Origin of the sequence: Polaribacter vadi, assembly GCF_018861005.1 — a bacterium.
Classification (GTDB): Bacteria; Bacteroidota; Bacteroidia; order Flavobacteriales; family Flavobacteriaceae; genus Polaribacter; species Polaribacter vadi_A.
Genome location: NZ_JAHKQL010000016.1, coordinates 140,017 through 157,688, shown reverse-complemented (window position 1 = coordinate 157,688; position 17,672 = coordinate 140,017). Strand labels below are relative to the sequence as shown.

Genomic DNA, 17,672 nt, shown 5'->3' with positions numbered 1-17,672 from the left:
AAATATTTTATAAATTAAAAAAGGTTATAAGATGGACATCAAAAAAAACCCACGTAAAGAGCTAGAGAATTTTAGTAAAATTTTCTTCCAAATAGGTATTGTACTTTCATTGTTTATTATTTATGCATTTATGGAGCATAAAACATACGAAAAAACCTATGATGAACTAGGACAAGTAGTTATGGTTGAAGAAATGAAGGAAGATATTCCTATTGTACAAATTCAAAAACCAACACCTCCGCCTAAAAACATTCCGAAAGTTGTAGAAATTATTAAGATTGTAGAAGATGATGAAAAAATAGAGGAAACAATTATAGAATCTACTGAAACAGATGAATCTGAATCTGTTGTGGTAATTGATACTGATGATATAGAAGAAGTTCATGAAGCTGAAGAAGTAATAGAAGATATACCTTTTATGCTTATCGAAGATGTACCTATTTACCCTGGATGTAAAGGTAATAACACTCAACTTAAAAAATGCTTTACGAAAGGAGTTACAAAACACTTTAGTAAAAAGTTTGATGTAAATTTAGCTACAGAGTTAGGTTTAAGTAAAGGAAAAAAACGTTTATATGTTCTTTTTACTATTGGTAATGATGGTAAAATAGTAAATGTAAAAACTAGAGGACCTCATCCTGTTTTAGAAAAAGAGGTTACAGAAATTATTAATGCTTTACCAAAAATGACACCTGGTAAACAAAGAGGAGTGCCTGTAAGAGTTAGTTTTAGTATTCCTATTACTTTTGAAGTTAGATAGTATAAAGTTATAATTTTAACAAAATTTTATAATTTAAGAAAATTACCTATTGGGTAACTCTAACTTCTAAAATATATTTGCTGTATAATTATCGTATTTAACAACACAAATGCTTTAATAAAAAAATTAAAATATTTTTACCCTATTTATAAGTATAAGAAGCTAAACTAACCCCCAAGTTTAGCTTTTTTTTATTTTTAAGTACTTCTATTATAAAAAATAAGAAAATTGCCTATTTGTTTATACTCTAATTTAAAATATATTTGATGTATAATTATTAAGATAACTTTTAAATTTCCCCCCAAATGAAAAAAGCTCAAGAAATTCCACAAAACAACGATAATAATATTATCGATTCTGTTACTACTACATTTAGTTTTATTGCTTTCTTATCAAGTTTATTTATGTTTTGTCAGCTGTTTATATAGTATAGAAGCTATATAAAGTACTGATTAAGATATTTGAATAAAAAAACCTTATTCAAAATAATTTACTTCTACTATTTAAGTGATTGTAAAAAAAAATTAAAACAAAACCCCTTGTAAAGTACCCCTAAAAAGTTTCTTATAAATATAACAAAACCCCTTGTAAGTACCCCTAATGTATTTATGAATGAATAGCTAAGCTTTCCCTAAAGTTTAGCTATTTTTTTTAGTCATAAATTAATTTTTATCAAAATAAGAAAATTGCCTATTTGTTTATACTCTAATTTAAAATATATTTGAAGTATAATTATTAAGATAACTTTTAAATTTCCCCCCAAATGAAAAAAGCTCAAGAAATTCCACAAAACAACGATAATAATATTATCGATTCTGTTACCACTACATTTAGTTTTATTGCTTTCTTATCAAGTTTATTTATGTTTTGTCAGCTGTTTATATAGTATATAAACTATAAAAATTACTGCTTAATATAATTGAATAAAAAACCTTATTCAAAAAATTTACTTCTACTATTTAAGTGATTGTAAAAAAAATTAAAACAAAACCCCTTATAAAGTACCCCTAAAAAGTTTCTTATAAATATAACAATACCCCTTATAAGTACCCCTAATGTATTTATAAATGAATAGCTAAGCTTTCCCTAAAGTTTAGCTATTTTTTTTAAATCATAAATTAATTTTTTTCAAAATAAGGAAATTGCCTATTCGTTTATAATCTAATTTAAAATATATTTGATGTATAATTATTAAGATAACTTTTAAATTTCCCCCAAATGAAAAAAGCTCAAGAAATTCCACAAAACAACGATAATAATATTATCGATTCTGTTACTACTACATTTAGTTTTATTGCATTTATTACAAGTTTATTTATTTTTATAGGTTCTTTTATCTAATCTTCTTTAGATTAAAAAAAGCTATAAAAATAAAGAAAAACTCCCCCCATTTTTTCTTTTTAAACTTAAATATAAAATCTTATTCCATAAAAACTACTCAATTTAAAGCACAAATTTCATCAATTTAAATATTATTGACCCCTTATTAGTCCCCCAATTAATATATAAAAGCCAAACTTTACTAAAGTTTGGCTTTTACTTTTTTATAAATTGTATGTAATAAAAATTAGATTTGTTTAACGCTAAATTAATTTTGAGTAAAGGTTTAGTTTTCTGCTCTAATTGTTTCAATTAATTTATCAAAATCATTTGCTTTGTCAAAAAAAGCAAACGCACCGTATTTTAAACAAACTCTTTTTAAGTGTGTGTTTGTAGAAAAGACTAAAACTTTATTTTTTGCGTCTTTTTCTTTTAATAGTTTTAATAATTCTACTCCATTACCATCTGGTAAACTTAAATCGAGTATAATTAACTTAAAGTTTATGGTAGTTATTAAAGAAATTGCTTCTTTTAAATTATCTATTAAATGAAGGTTTTCTATACCTACAATTTCTTTTGTAGCATTTACAATATTCTTACCTATAAGAGTATTATCTTCTACAATTAGTAAATTTTTTAGTTTAGATTTCAAAGTGTGTTTTTGAGTGTTTGGCTACTGCTAATTTAGTAAATAACCATAAGATTTACCATAAGCAAGATGCTTACTTATTGATAAAAATTAAATAACCTTAAGTCTTTTTATTCAAAAAAAATACTTCTTATAGAACTTATTTAAAACTTTACAATAATTCGTTTTAAAACACATTTAAGCCATTAAAAACCTAGAACTAACCTATTTTATTCTTTTATGGGTATAAAAATAGTAACTGTTGTACCCTCACCTATTTTAGATTCTATTTTAAATTCTCCTTTAATATTTTTAATTCTTTCTTTAACAGAAAATAGACCAAAACCAGATCCTTTTTCGTCTTTAGAATAGAAACCGTTTAAATTTTCTGTATTAAAACCTTTACCATTATCTTTTATTATAATATTTACACCTAAATTGGTTTTATTAAAATCTACACTAATTAATGTTGCTTGTGCATATTTTATAATGTTATTAAACAGTTCTTGTATACATCTATAGAGTAAAATAGATTGTACATCATCGAGTTCTATTTCTTCTATAGTATCGTCAACTTTATATTTTATTTTATGCTTAGACTCAATATTCTCTAACAACCAATACAAAGCTTCTATAATACCTAATTGATATAATACAGGTGGCGAAAGTTCTGACGTAATTTTACGGCTATTTACTAAAGCATCATTAATGTGATCGTAAACAAACTCTAAGTCATTATCTATTATTTTTAAATCAGGCACCTTTCTAAGTTCCTTAATTTTCATATTAGAAATTACTAAAGATTGACTTAAATGATCGTGTATATTAGTTGCAATTTCTTTTTTCTGTTTTTCTTCTACTAGAGTAATTTCTGTTGTTAATTCCTGTAAAGATTCTTGGTATTTTTCTATTTTCTGTTTTGCTAATACTTTTTCAGTAACATCTCTAGATGATGTAAGAACAGCATCTATTTTATCGTCTAAATAAATAATAGAAACAGAGCATTCTAACCAAACAACATGTCCTTTTTTATGAATAGCTCTCGAGAAAAAAGTATCATTTGGTGTTTTTTTATTAATTCTATTTTCTAGAGATGTTTTAAAATAATCTAAATCTTCTTCATGTATTATATTAAAACCAGGTGTTTCTATTAGGTCAGATTGCTTATAACCTAACAAACTTTTAATGGATGGACTAATATATTTAAAAGTACTGTCTAAATTATGAAGGCAAATAAGATCGTTAGAATTATCTGTTAATAAACGATACATTTCTTCTGCCTTTGCTATATTATCTCTAATTTGTTTCTGTTCTGTAACATCTTGTACTGTTCCATAACAACCAATTATCTTTTTGTTTTTATCTCTTAAAACTAACCCCCTAGATATTATATGTTTAATACTTCCATTAGGGGCACAAACATCTAATTCTAATTTAAATGGCTTTTGATGATGAACACACTTAAAAATTGCTTCTTTAAGTTTTATAAAACTCTTTTCTGTGTAAAGTGATATATGTTGTGAAAAATTTGGGGCTCCTAATTCTTCTGGAATTTCAAATATTTTAAATACTTCTTTAGACCATGTTACTTTATTAGAATCTATTATAAATTCCCAGTTACCTAACTGCGCTAATTCTTGTGCTTCGTTTAAAACTTTGTTTAATTCAATTAATTTTTCATTTTGTTCATCTAACTTAATTTGTTTGTTTTTTTGCTCTGTTATGTCTTGAAAAACCCCTATTAAACTAGTTATTTCTCCATCTTTATTGGTTAAAGGGTAACCAATAGATTTTACCCATAACTTTTCATTTTTTTTGTTATTAAATCTTAAAACAAGGTCAAATTTTTTATTTTCTGCTATACTCTCTTCTATTGCTTTGGATAAAATTTCTGCAGAACCATCAATATAAAAATCTACACACTCTTCATATGGAGGAATTTTACCAACAGGAAGCCCATGAATTTCAAATACTTGATTAGACCAACGTATTTCTTCTGAAGGTAACTTAAGCTCCCAAGCACCAATTTTTGCTAACCTACCAGATTCATTTAAAAGGAATTCACTTCTTTCTACTTCTTTTAATGCATGTTTAATTTCGTCTTTACTTCTTTTTAAATTATTTTCTATTAATTTTTGTTTGGTTACATCTGTCATTACTACCAATGCTCCTAAAATATTATTATTGGTATCTGAAAAACAAGTAGCATTACAAACAACAATTCTTGGTTCTTGATTTTTTGCTTTTATAACAAGCTCACTATTAATAATTTTTTTTCCTCGAAATGCTTGTATTAATGGTATTTCTTCTGCTTCGATTAATGTTTCACCATCAACTTTATATAAACCATAGTTCTTTGCCCATTCTTCTTTTGGCACTTTTAGTATATCAATTCCATGCCATTGTTTTGCCGTTTTATTAAATAAAACTAATTCGCCTTTAGCATTACAAGCTACAATTCCTGCAGATTGATTTTCTGTAATAGCCGTAACAAACTCACTTTGTTTTTTTAATTCTTCTTGCGCTTTTTTAATCTCTGTAATATCTTCAATAATACTTAAAGCATATTCTTCATCTGTAATTTTTATAATTTGAGATGATGCTTTCCATGTTCTTATAGCGCCTGATTTTGTAATAAATTCGGTTACAAAATTAGATATTTGTTTATTTTCTTTTAATTTATTGAAATATTTAGGGCGTTGATTTGGAGTTTGCCAAATATCACTAGCATCTATATCTCCACCTGTAAGCTCTGCTGATGTATAACCTGTAGCTTTTAAAGCTGTTTCATTTGCATCTGTAATTTTATAATCTTTTAAGCGAGTAAGAGTAATTAAATTAGGGCTACTTTTAAAAATATTAAAGAACTTTTCTTCATTTTCTTTTAATTTAAGTTCTGTAATTTTCTTATCTGTAATATCTTGTAAAACACCTCTTCTACCAATAATTTTAGTTGTATTTTTACAATAAATTGGTTGTACAACATTCCGTATCCAAACTGTTTTGTTTTTTAAATTAACTAAACTAAGCTCTAAGTCATAAGGTTTACCTTTAGACTTAAGTTTTACATTTGCTCTAATTAATTTCTTACGAGATTCTTTATCAAAGCTATTTATTATTTCTTCTGTTAATGGTAATGGTTCTCTTGGATCTGAACCGTAAATAACATGTATATAATCAGACCAAGTATAGTTCTTAGTTTCTATATTGTATTCCCAATAACCAATTTTAGCCATTTTACTAGCCTCACTTAAAGAGTGTTCTTTTTCTTCTAAAAGCTTAATAGTATCTTCAATATTTTGATGGTCGAAAACTCTTTGTGTTACATCTCTACCAGAGGTAACAAAATAATTTATTTTACCTGCCTTATAAACAATAGATGTTAAAAACTCTAACCAAACATAATGACCATTATTATGACAAAACCTGTAAGTAAATGTTAAATTATCAGTGTTGTTTTTAAAAAAAATTTGATCTATTTTTTGTTTAAAATCCTCAATATCATCTGGATGAACAATATCTAAAAATGTTTTACCTATAAAGTAAGAGTTTTCATAACCCAATATTCTTTTTAAAGAGGGGCTTATATATTTAAAAGTGCTATCAACTTCTTGTAAGCATACAATATCATTAGAATTATTAGCCAATAAGCCATACATTTCTTCTACTTTTTTTATACTGTCTGCAGCAGACTCATATTTTTGCTTGTAAGTTAATGGCTGAAAAAAGTCCTTTATTTTAAAAAAATTTTTAACCTGTAATTTTCGATCAAAATACCTTAAATAGAAGTAAAACGGAATACTATAGAAAAGTGCAAAAACTGCTTTAGAAATTAATCCTGAAATTAAAACAGATAATAAGTTATCTGATGCCCAAAAGACTAAAAGAGAAAAACTAATAGCATCAAAACATACAACCAGTAGCATTGTTATACATATTTGCAAGAATAGAAACCGTGTTTTTTTTGATATAAATTCGAATATTTTAATTATTATTAATGAGTCTATAAACAACAATATTGTACCCACAAATAAAACCCAAGCACTAGTATCAAAAAGTTGAGTTGACACGTTAAAGGGGTTGTGTGTGGTTTCTTTAAGGCTCCATCCAAATATTGGTAAGTAAACAGAAATTAATATATTTACAATAAATAAAGCATAAATTATTTTTTTTGTTTCACTGGCACCTTCTTTAATGTAAATAATTAGCAAAGCAAAAAGGGTTGCAGTAAACAACACTGTAGAACCTGGTGAAACAATTAAATTGTTTGTAACAGAAACATAAACAGTGCTAGACAAAAACACTTGCATAAATTGGAATAGACCCAAACATGCAAATAGAACTCCTATGCCTAATTTTCTTCGTAACCTAAATAATAAAAGTATTACAAAGGTTATTAAAGATGCTTGAAAAAATAAAATTCCTATTTGACTATAATTCATAATTTAAATAAAGAAAAAAATCTACTGAATTTTTAATGTCAATTTTTTCTAAAAATAGTAAGTATATTCTTAATTTTCATAAAAATTAACTGAAAAATAAATAAATAAATTTTAACTTTTAAGGTTTTGTTTAAATGTAATTGACTGTTTTTTAACAAAGTAGTAGACATTTCTTTTTCTGTATAAGAAAAGTTGTAGTTATTAGCTAATCTGTCTTAAAAAAAAATCCAGCTAATTTATAGCTGGATTTTCATTAATAATTAAAATAAAAACTTTTACTATTCTACAGTTACTGATTTTGCTAAATTTCTTGGTTGATCTACATTTTTATCTAACATAACAGCAATATGATAAGACAATAACTGAAGAGGAATTGTAGATAACAATGGTGTTAATGCCTCTTCTGTATCAGGTATTTCTATAGTATGGTCTGCAATCTCTTTAACTTGTGTATCTCCTTCTGTTACAATTGCAATAATTTTACCTGCTCTAGATTTAATTTCTTGAATATTACTAACTACTTTTTCATAATGCCCTCTGTTCGTTGCAATTACAAAAATCGGCATATTTTCATCAATCAAAGCAATTGGCCCATGTTTCATTTCTGCAGCAGGATAACCTTCTGCATGTATATAAGAAATCTCTTTTAACTTTAAAGCACCTTCTAAAGCAACAGGAAAGTTAAAGCCTCTACCTAAATATAAACAGTTTTTAGCGTCTTTATAAACAGCAGCAATACTCTTTACATGATCATCTATCTTTAACAATTCTTCTACCTGCTTAGGTATTAATTGCATTTTCTGAATATAATCTTTAAATGTATGATCTGCTAAAGATCCATTTGCTCTACCTAACTTTAAAGCAATTAGTGTTAAAACAGTAATTTGTGTTGTAAATGCTTTTGTAGATGCTACACCAATTTCTGGACCTGCATGTGTATATGCGCCTGAATGTGTTTCTCTTGCTATAGAAGAACCTACAACATTACAAACACCATAAACAAATGCTCCTTTAGATTTTGCTAATTTTATAGCAGCAAGTGTATCTGCAGTTTCACCTGATTGAGAAATAGCAATAACTATATCTTTATTTGTAATAATAGGATTTCTATATCTAAATTCTGATGCATATTCTACCTCAACTGGTATTCTAGCCATATCTTCAAATAGATACTCTGCAACTAAACCTGCATGCCAAGAAGTACCACAGGCAATAATTATTATTCTGTTCGCATTTAAAAAAGTATCAAGATTCTCTTCTATACTAGACATCTTAATCATATTCTTTTCAGCTAACATTCTTCCTCTAAAAGTATCAGTAATAGCTTTTGGCTGTTCATGAATTTCTTTTAACATAAAATGTTCAAAACCTCCTTTTTCAATTTGGTCTAAACTCATTTGTAGCTTTTGTACAATAGGGTCTACTAAAGAATCATCATTAATTTTATGAACTTTTACACTTTTACCAAGTTTAATAATAGCCATTTCTTCATCTTCTAAATAAATAGCATTCTTAGTATATTCTACAAAAGGTGATGCATCTGAAGCAACAAAAAATTCTTTTTTACCTTCTCCAACACCAATTGCAATTGGGCTTCCTAAACGTGCAACAATAATTTCGTCTGGATTATTTTTATCAAAAACAGTAATAGCATATGCACCTACTACATTTGTTAACGCTAATTGTACTGCTTTACCTAATTTGCAACCTTCTGTAACTTTAACTTCTTCTATAAGGTTTATTAAAACTTCTGTATCTGTATCACTCTTAAAAGTATATCCTCTAGATAGTAGTTCTTTTTTAATAGTATCATAATTTTCAATGATTCCATTGTGAACAATAACTAAATTTTCTGAGTTTGATAAATGTGGATGAGAATTTACATCATTAGGAACTCCATGTGTAGCCCATCTTGTATGGCCCATACCTATGGTTCCTTTTTTTCTTTCTGTTTCTTTATCAGTAATTTCCTCTAAATCAGAAACTTTCCCTTTGGTTTTTGACAAATGTAATGTTTCATTATCATAAATCATTACACCTGCACTATCATAACCTCTGTATTCTAGTCTTTTTAAACCATTTATTACAATTGGGTAGGCTTCTCTATAACCTATGTAAGCTGATATTCCACACATAAATAATTTTTTTTGGGGATAAGTTAATTATTTTTTTTCAGTATATGATATTTTTAAAACTGCTTTTTTATCCTCATTAGAAGTTGTATTATTAAAAAGTGTAACTGCTTTAGGATTCCAACTAAAATTATTAAAAATAGTATCTATAGTTGACAATGGTAAATCTGTTGGATTATAAGCTTTTATTTTTAAAGTAGGATTATATGTTATTTCTCCATTCAAAATATCAGAAATATAATCTGTGATTCTAAAAGTATATTTTTCCTTTTTACCATCTGAATCTCTTTCTAATTCACCTTGAATACCTCCAAAAGAAGACTCACTAGTAGCATCTTTTATTTGACTAAACTTAGGGTTTGTTAGATCTTCATCACTTTTATACAAATATAGTCTTTCTGGTGTATTAATAGTATCTGCAGACTGATTAATATAAAAAGTTAATGAAGCGTCATTAATTAACCAATCTTTTTGACTTAATTCATCTATTTTAGCTTGATCGAATAAAGTAATATTAGCTTCACTACCTGCAGTACCTTGAATTATAATTTCATCATTTACAGGGTAGGTTTTATCTTCCATTTTAAAGGTATTAACTCTAAAACCAGATAAAGGATAACTATCATTTTTAGTGATAGTATCTAAAATTGTACTACCTGATTTTAATACAGTATTTGTATAATAAATCTCTAAAGAAGGTGATAAATCTGTACTTGCAGCATTAAAATCAAAGGAAATTAAAGAACCTTCTGTACCTGTAGCTTCTAAAATTAATCCTCTAAAATAATCATTAAACAAAGCTTGAGAATCAAACTCTCCTGTATCATATTTATCTAAGAACAACTCTTTAATTACATCTTCATCTAAAGGTATTCTTGCAAAAGGAACAGGTAATGTACTTGCTGTAGAATTGTATATTTTTATAGTATCTTGGGTTGCAACACTATCATCAAACAACCTTCTTTTAACCACTAGCATAGTATCTACAGGTATTAATTCTCCATCAACAGTTTCGTAATTAGGTTTAAATTGGTAGTTTAATTCGCTGTTTAATGCTGTTCCAGATTTTTCAAAAACATCATCAGAATAAAAACTATTAATTTTTGTAGGGTCTAATGGGTTATAAAGGTTTAAGTAAGTATTAGATCTATAAACGTTAAACGTAAAAGCTTCTGATTGATCTCCAATAATTGAATCTAAATCGTAAGTTAAATCATCACTATCTAAAATAACTTGATAAGGTAATTTTAAAAATACAGTATCAATTTTTGTTACAACAGTTGTATCTGCACCATAAATATTTTCATCATCTACAACTTGTACTCCTGTTGTTATTGTAAGTTGAGATACAATTGAGGCTTCTAATTTTTCGTAATCTGAACTATTATATACACCTAATAAATATTGCCCCAGTTGTCTAGAAATGTTATCTGATTGAATTCTTTCTAAAGGACTATTTTCTGCAACAATATCTAATGTTTCAGAACTTGTGTTAAATTTTGTATTGTTAAGTACGTTAGAGTTTATGTTGGTAAAATCTTCTTCACAAGACACAATAGCAATTGATAAGCATACTAACACGCATACTGTAACACTTCTTCGTATAATTTTTCTCACTTTAAAACAATTTACTAAACTGATAAAACATCAGTATAAAAATTCAAATAAGATTCTTTTAAATTCTCTGCTTGATATTCTAAAACAGGCTTTTCTTTTTCTTCTATAAAAGAAGTTAATTCTTCATCAATAGTTTCACTACCGTGAATAATTGCATCAGAATTTTCGATGGCACTTTTTAAAATATTTATATGATTTGGTGTTTTTATTGTTGCAATCTTATCAGAATCATCAAAGTCGAATTTTACCTTTTCTGATAATTCTGAATTTAAGCTACCTTCAAAACCACTATTATACAAAGAAGTAACTATTTTACTCTCTGTAAACAAAGGCTCTTCTTTATAAAATTCTCTTAAATAAAGAGGTAGTAAAGAAGCCATCCAACCATGAATATGAATAATATCTGGTGCCCAGTTTAATTTTTTTACAGTTTCAACAACTCCTTTTGCAAAGAAAATTGCTCTCTCATCATTGTCAGAAAATAATTTATCATCTTCGTCTGTAAAAACCGCTTTTCTTTTAAAATATTCTTCATTATCAATAAAATAAACCTGCATTCTTTCTTTAGGAATAGAAGCTACTTTAATGATTAATGGCATATCTAAATCATTCACAACCAAGTTCATACCAGACAAACGAATTACTTCGTGCAACTGATGTCTTCTTTCGTTTATTACTCCATACCTAGGCATAAATATACGGGTTTGTACACCCTTAGAATGTGCGTTTTTAGCTGAGCTAAAAGCCGTAGAAGAAAGTTCTGTTTCTGGTAAATACGGAACAACTTCAGACGATACAAATAAAATTCTCTTGTCCTTCATTAAAATCAATCTCTTTTATAAGGATGCAAAAATACAAATTATTATGCAAATATGGTGTTAAAATGGTAAGTTTGCATACATTATATCCTTTTTACAATGAACGTTTTTAAAGAAAAGCAAGCCTTAAAAGTTTATTTATCAAAATTAAAAGCTCAAAATAAAACTGTTGGTTTTGTACCAACAATGGGGGCTTTACACGAAGGTCATTTATCGCTAATTAAAAAAGCAAAGAAAAAAAACGACCTAGTTGTTGTTAGCATTTTTGTGAACCCTACCCAGTTTGATAATCAAGAAGATTTAGTAAAATATCCTAAAACATTAGACAATGATGTAAAGCTATTAAATAGTGTTTTTTGCGATGTACTTTTTACCCCTTCAGTAAAAGAAATTTATAACGAAAACATTGTCTCTCAAAAATTTGATTTTGATGGTTTAGAACATCAAATGGAAGGTAAATTTAGAGATGGGCATTTTAATGGTGTAGGTACAATTGTAAAAACATTCTTCGAAATTGTAGAACCAGACAAAGCATATTTTGGACAAAAAGATTTTCAGCAGTTACAGATCATCAAAAAAATGGTGAAAAAAAATCGCATCAATATTAAAATTAAAGGCTGTAAAATTTTTAGAGAAAAAAATGGTTTAGCAATGAGTTCTAGAAATACCAGGCTTTCTAAAGTACACAGAGAAGCTGCTCCTTTTATTTACAAAACGCTTAAAAAAACCAGAAAAAAGTTTGGCACAGAAAATGCATCAATTATAACTGAATGGGTAGAAAATCAGTTTAAAAACCACCCTTTATTAAACTTAGAGTATTTTACAATTGCTGAAGAAAAAACATTAAAAACTATAAAAAACAAAGAATCTGGTAAAAAATACAGAGCTTTTATAGCAGTTTTTGCAGGCGATATTAGATTGATTGATAACATTCGTTTAAAAAATAATTAACCAAAAAAAGCTTATTTTTGCAGCATGTTAGTACAAGTAGTAAAATCAAAAATCCACCGTGTAAAAGTTACAGGTGCAGATTTAAATTATATAGGAAGCATTACCATTGATGAAGATTTAATGGATGCAGCCAACATTATAGAAGGAGAACGCGTTCAAATTGTTAACAATAATAATGGCGAACGTTTAGAAACTTATGCAATACCTGGTCCACGTAAAAGCGGAGAAATCACATTAAATGGTGCAGCTGCAAGAAGAGTTGCAGTTGGCGATGTTTTAATCTTAATTGTTTACGGTTTTATGGATTTTGAAGAAGCAAAAACATTTAAACCATCTTTAGTTTTTCCTAACGAAAAAGACAATACACTTACGTAATCGTGGACATCAAAAAAATTTTAAAAATTATAATTCCTCTCGTTTTGGGAGGTTTTTTAGTTTGGTATTCTCTCTCTAAAATATCTATAGATGTTTTACTTGGGTATTTTAAAGAAGCAAATTATAGCTGGATTTTTCTTGGCTTATTTTTCGGAATTTTAAGTCATCTTTCTAGAGCATATAGATGGAAGTTTATGTTAGAACCTTTAGGTTTTAAACCCAAATTTACCAATAGTGTTTTAGCTGTTTTAGTAGGGTATTTGGTAAATTTAGCCTTGCCAAGAGCAGGTGAAATTTCTAGAGCAACTGTAATGACAAATTACGAGAAAATACCTTTCGAAAAAGGTTTTGGAACCATTGTAGCAGAAAGAATAGCAGATTTAATAATGATGCTAAGCATTGTTGCAATTACGCTTTTTGTTCAGTTCGATTTTATTTACGAGCTATTAACCAAAAACTTTAACCCAACAAAAATTGCAATTGGTATTGTAATTTTAATAATCGGTTTTTTTATTTTTTCTTCTTTTGTAAAAAAAGCAGAATCTGGTTTTTTACTAAAAATTAAAACCTTTGTAACTGGTTTAATAGAAGGTGTTACAAGCATCTTTAAAATGAAAAACAAGTGGGCATTTATCTTTCATACCGTTTTTATTTGGGTAATGTATGTAGCCATGTTTTGGGCAACAATACCTGCAATAAATGGTTTAGAAGTACCTTTTGGTGGTATTTTAATTGGTTTTATTGCTGGCGGATTTTCTATTGCAGCTACAAATGGCGGAATTGGTTTATACCCAATTGCTGTAGCTGGAGCTCTAGCACTTTTTAATATTGCAACAGAACCTGCAACCGCTTTTGGTTGGATTATGTGGACAGCTCAAACAGCCATGATTATTGTTTTTGGTGGTTTAGCATTCTTACTTTTACCTATTGTAAACAAGAAATAGAATTTTTAGGGCGTTACCTAAAGGTCGTGCTTTCATTACTCGCTTTTTTGTAAAAAACAAAAAGAGCTCAAACACGCCATTCAATCACTAACGCAATTGTTTGCTAACTTGTAGAAAATCCGAATTATTATTTAAAGTTTAATTTCATTTTACTTTGTAACTTTGATTCTTTAAAAACTTTGCAACTCTATATAAATGGCCAAAACCAAAACAACTTTTTTCTGTCAGAATTGTGGAACACAACATGCAAAATGGGTTGGGCAATGTGGTGCTTGTAAAGAATGGAATACTATTGTTGAAGAAGTAATACAAAAAGAAGAGAAACGAATCTGGAAACAATCTACAACTGCTAAACAAACAGTAAATAAACCACTAAAAATTGCGGATATTCAGTTAAATCCTGAAGAAAGAATTGTTACCAACAATAACGAATTGGATACAGTTTTAGGTGGTGGTTTAGTAAAAGGTTCTGTAACACTTTTAGGTGGTGAACCTGGTATTGGTAAATCTACTTTATTGTTACAAGTTGCCTTAAACATTAGCCAGAAAGTATTATATGTTTCTGGAGAAGAAAGTCAATCTCAAATAAAAATGCGAGCAGAACGTTTAGAAGCCAACAATTCTAATTGCTTAATTTTAACTGAAACTAGCACACAACAAATTTTTAAAAATATAGAAGAAACTGAACCAGATGTTTTGGTAATTGATTCCATACAAACATTACACACAAACTCTATAGAAGCTTCTCCTGGAACTATTTCTCAAATACGAGAAACCAGTGCTGAATTGATAAAATTTGCCAAAGAAACTGCAACTCCTGTTTTATTAATTGGGCACATAAACAAAGAAGGAAATATTGCTGGGCCAAAAATTTTAGAACACATGGTAGATGTTGTTTTACAATTTGAAGGCGATAGAAATCATACCTATAGAATTTTAAGAAGTCAGAAAAACAGATTTGGTTCTACCTCTGAATTAGGGATTTACGAAATGCTTTCTAATGGTTTAAGAGAAATATCAAATCCGTCAGAAATTTTAATTTCTAAAAAAGATGCAGATTTAAGTGGAACTGCAATTGCATCTACATTAGAAGGCATTAGACCTTTAATGATAGAAATACAAGCCTTAGTTTCTACAGCAGTTTATGGAACACCACAAAGATCTACTACTGGTTACAACCTAAAAAGATTAAATATGATTTTGGCAGTTCTCGAAAAAAGAGCTGGTTTTAAATTGGGTGCAAAAGATGTTTTTTTAAACATTACTGGTGGTATAAATGTAGATGACCCTGCAATAGATTTGGCAGTTGTAGCTGCAATTTTATCTAGCAATCAAGACATTGCTATTAACCCAAATGTATGTTTTGCTGCAGAAGTTGGTTTGGCTGGTGAAATTAGACCTGTTTCTAAAATAGATCAACGAATTTTAGAAGCAGAAAAATTGGGTTACAAAACAATTGTTACTTCTAAATACAATAAGATATCTTCTAAAAATCATTCTATAAGATTGGTTTTAGTTGGTAAAATAGAAGAGGCTTTTGCAACTTTATTTGCTTAAAATTTAATTTTATTGGTCAAAAAAAAAGCTTCTCTAGGCTTTATAAAACCCAAAGAAGCTTAAAATATTTTATTTTTAGATAATTACTAAATTCAATTAAAGGCTACTTGCTGGCAAATAAACTTAGCCCTGATTGTAGTGGCATCCTTTTTGTTTTTCACAAAAAGATATAACGAAAAGCAGGAAATAGCTACTAAGAAAGCTTTTTTAAAGCATCAATAATTTCTTCTGGTTCAGAACGTGTTCTGTAATCTACATTCACATAATTCCATTTAACAAATCCGTCTGTACCTAATATAAACGTAGCCGGAATTGGTAATATACTTGCATTACCGTTATTAATTTTCTTTAAATCTAAATTGCGATCTACGCGCATATGTTCCATTAAAAACTCTGGCACTTCCCAAGCTACTCCATATTCTGATGCTACTTTTGCATCTTGATCTGATAACACAATAAAATCCATTTCGTTAATTTCATTTGTTGTTAAAGAACCATCTGGCACTTCTGGACTAATAGCAACCAATGTAGCTCCTAATGCATGAATTTCGCTTAACTTAGCTTGCAATGCTCTTAATTGTAAATTACAATAAGGACACCAACTTCCACGATAAAAGGTAACAACAAGTGGTCCTTTTTTTAACAAAGAGGATAAAGATATTGCTGTTCCTTTTGGGTTTGGCAACTCAAAATCTGGTGCTTTTTCTCCTATTTTTAAAGCATCTTTTCCTTCTTGAAAAGATTTTGCTTTTTCAATAATATCATCAACACCTTTCATAAAGTTAGGGTTGTTTTTTCTTCCTGCTGCTATTTTTGCATCAGTTTGTTCTTTTAATGTTTTCATTTAATTATATATTATTAAATCTGCTTAGATTAAATTCTATTTTTTCTTTTTGTACTATATTTTATAATAGAAGTTAACGAATTTAGTTCTTTACAATTAAATAGAAAAGCAGCTGTTTCTAAATAACAAATAGTTAACAATAAATAGCTTCTTTAAAAAATTATCTTTTTATTTTACCAGAAGTATCACCTTTCATTAAGCTTAAAACATTGTCTAAAGAAACCATATTTACATCACCTACAACTGTATGCTTTAAAGCACATGCTGCAGTTGCAAAATTTATTGCTTGTAAATCATCGTCTTCGTAATAAAGTAAACCATAAATAATACCAGAAGCAAAAGCATCTCCAGTTCCTACACGATCTATAACATGTGTAATATCTAATTTATCTGCTTTTATATATTTTTTGCCTGTCCACATTTTACCTTGTATTTGTTGATGCGAAGCACTTATGGATTTTCTTGTTTTACCTACAACTTTTTCAATTCTAGGAAAGGTATTCATTAATTCTTTTGCTGCTTCACTAAACCCTACTCCCACTTCTCCAAGCCCAAACATTTCTTTAATTCCACGACTACTGGTAATTACAATATCTGTGTTTTTTACTAATTCTGGCATTACTTCTTGCATGGTTTTACCATATTTCCACATATTTTGTCTAGAATTAATATCGCCAGAAACTTTAATTCCCATTTTATTTGCAGTTTTAATGGCTTCTAAACAACACATTGCAGCTCCTTCTGAAATTGCTGGTGTAATACCTGTCCAATGAAACCAATCTGCACCTTCTAAGACTTCTTCCCAATTAATCATGTCTGGTTTTATTAAAGAAAATGCAGAGCCTTCTCTTTCGTAAATTACTTCACTAGATCTATGTACAGCACCTTTTTGAAGAAAATATTTTCCTAACATATTATCGCCATAAATAACATTTATAGTTCCTAACCAGTGTTTTCTTAAAAATTGAGTTGCTGCTCTACCAAGAGCATTGTCTGGAAAACGAGTTACATGAGCAGCTTTCATACCTAAATAACTACAAGAAATTGCAACATTTGCTTCTCCTCCTCCATAAACAAGATCGAAAGAACTTGCTTGAGAAAACATAGTATATCCTGGAGGTGATAAACGCATCATAACTTCTCCAAATGTTATTAGTTTTTTATCCATAATTGTTAAGAATTACTAAGTAATTGTTTATGGATGAAGATATTGAAAATATACAATAATTACAAATGATAAAAATTAATAAACCTGTAATAAAGTAGTTCAATAAATTATAAAAC

Annotated in this window: 13 protein-coding genes; 6 read left to right on the top strand and 7 right to left on the bottom strand. The window is 28.2% G+C overall.

Annotated elements, in window-relative coordinates:
* Positions 1 to 31 precede the first annotated feature (31 nt).
* Positions 32 to 760 (top strand): energy transducer TonB, encoded by a 729-nt coding sequence (locus KO506_RS08930; protein WP_215994561.1) that lies wholly within the window; start codon positions 32 to 34, stop codon positions 758 to 760.
* Between the two features lie 1,218 nt (positions 761 to 1,978).
* Complete coding sequence (locus KO506_RS17165; RefSeq protein WP_289851795.1) at positions 1,979 to 2,101, top strand: hypothetical protein; 123 nt, start codon at positions 1,979 to 1,981, stop codon at positions 2,099 to 2,101.
* Between the two features lie 265 nt (positions 2,102 to 2,366).
* Here KO506_RS17165 and KO506_RS08925 read toward each other — a convergent pair whose 3' ends face one another.
* From KO506_RS08925 to KO506_RS08905, 5 genes are all read right to left on the bottom strand, one after another.
* Positions 2,367 to 2,732 carry a response regulator gene (locus KO506_RS08925; protein ID WP_215994560.1) on the bottom strand — a complete coding sequence of 122 codons (366 nt, stop codon included), beginning with the start codon at positions 2,730 to 2,732 and terminating at the stop codon, positions 2,367 to 2,369.
* A 206-nt stretch (positions 2,733 to 2,938) separates the two neighbouring features.
* Positions 2,939 to 7,150, bottom strand: coding sequence for a PAS domain S-box protein (locus tag KO506_RS08920; RefSeq protein ID WP_215994559.1), 4,212 nt, complete (start codon positions 7,148 to 7,150; stop codon positions 2,939 to 2,941).
* A 278-nt stretch (positions 7,151 to 7,428) separates the two neighbouring features.
* Positions 7,429 to 9,285, bottom strand: coding sequence for a glutamine--fructose-6-phosphate transaminase (isomerizing) (gene glmS / locus KO506_RS08915; protein ID WP_215994558.1), 1,857 nt, complete (start codon positions 9,283 to 9,285; stop codon positions 7,429 to 7,431).
* Between the two features lie 27 nt (positions 9,286 to 9,312).
* Positions 9,313 to 10,899, bottom strand: coding sequence for a DUF4270 domain-containing protein (locus KO506_RS08910; protein WP_215994557.1), 1,587 nt, complete (start codon positions 10,897 to 10,899; stop codon positions 9,313 to 9,315).
* A gap of 14 nt (positions 10,900 to 10,913) precedes the next feature.
* Positions 10,914 to 11,720 carry a glycogen/starch synthase gene (locus KO506_RS08905; protein WP_215994556.1) on the bottom strand — a complete coding sequence of 269 codons (807 nt, stop codon included), beginning with the start codon at positions 11,718 to 11,720 and terminating at the stop codon, positions 10,914 to 10,916.
* A gap of 96 nt (positions 11,721 to 11,816) precedes the next feature.
* On the opposite strand from KO506_RS08905, the gene panC reads away from it, so the two are divergent.
* The 4 genes from panC (at position 11,817) to radA (ending at position 15,544) form a co-directional block, all read left to right on the top strand.
* Positions 11,817 to 12,668, top strand: coding sequence for a pantoate--beta-alanine ligase (panC, locus tag KO506_RS08900; protein ID WP_215994555.1), 852 nt, complete (start codon positions 11,817 to 11,819; stop codon positions 12,666 to 12,668).
* Positions 12,669 to 12,692: 24 nt separating this feature from the next.
* The gene (gene panD / locus KO506_RS08895; protein WP_215994554.1) at positions 12,693 to 13,043 is read left to right on the top strand and encodes an aspartate 1-decarboxylase; all 351 of its coding nucleotides are present in this window, start codon (positions 12,693 to 12,695) and stop codon (positions 13,041 to 13,043) included.
* A 2-nt stretch (positions 13,044 to 13,045) separates the two neighbouring features.
* On the top strand, positions 13,046 to 13,987 hold the full coding sequence (locus KO506_RS08890) for a lysylphosphatidylglycerol synthase transmembrane domain-containing protein (RefSeq protein ID WP_215994553.1): 942 nt from the start codon (positions 13,046 to 13,048) through the stop codon (positions 13,985 to 13,987).
* 195 nt (positions 13,988 to 14,182) lie between these two features.
* Complete coding sequence (gene radA / locus KO506_RS08885; RefSeq protein WP_215994552.1) at positions 14,183 to 15,544, top strand: DNA repair protein RadA; 1,362 nt, start codon at positions 14,183 to 14,185, stop codon at positions 15,542 to 15,544.
* A gap of 193 nt (positions 15,545 to 15,737) precedes the next feature.
* Here radA and KO506_RS08880 read toward each other — a convergent pair whose 3' ends face one another.
* Positions 15,738 to 16,388, bottom strand: a complete 651-nt coding sequence (locus KO506_RS08880; protein WP_215994551.1) for a peroxiredoxin-like family protein — start codon at positions 16,386 to 16,388, stop codon at positions 15,738 to 15,740.
* A 160-nt stretch (positions 16,389 to 16,548) separates the two neighbouring features.
* The gene (locus tag KO506_RS08875; protein WP_215994550.1) at positions 16,549 to 17,556 is read right to left on the bottom strand and encodes a sugar kinase; all 1,008 of its coding nucleotides are present in this window, start codon (positions 17,554 to 17,556) and stop codon (positions 16,549 to 16,551) included.
* Positions 17,557 to 17,672 lie beyond the last annotated feature (116 nt).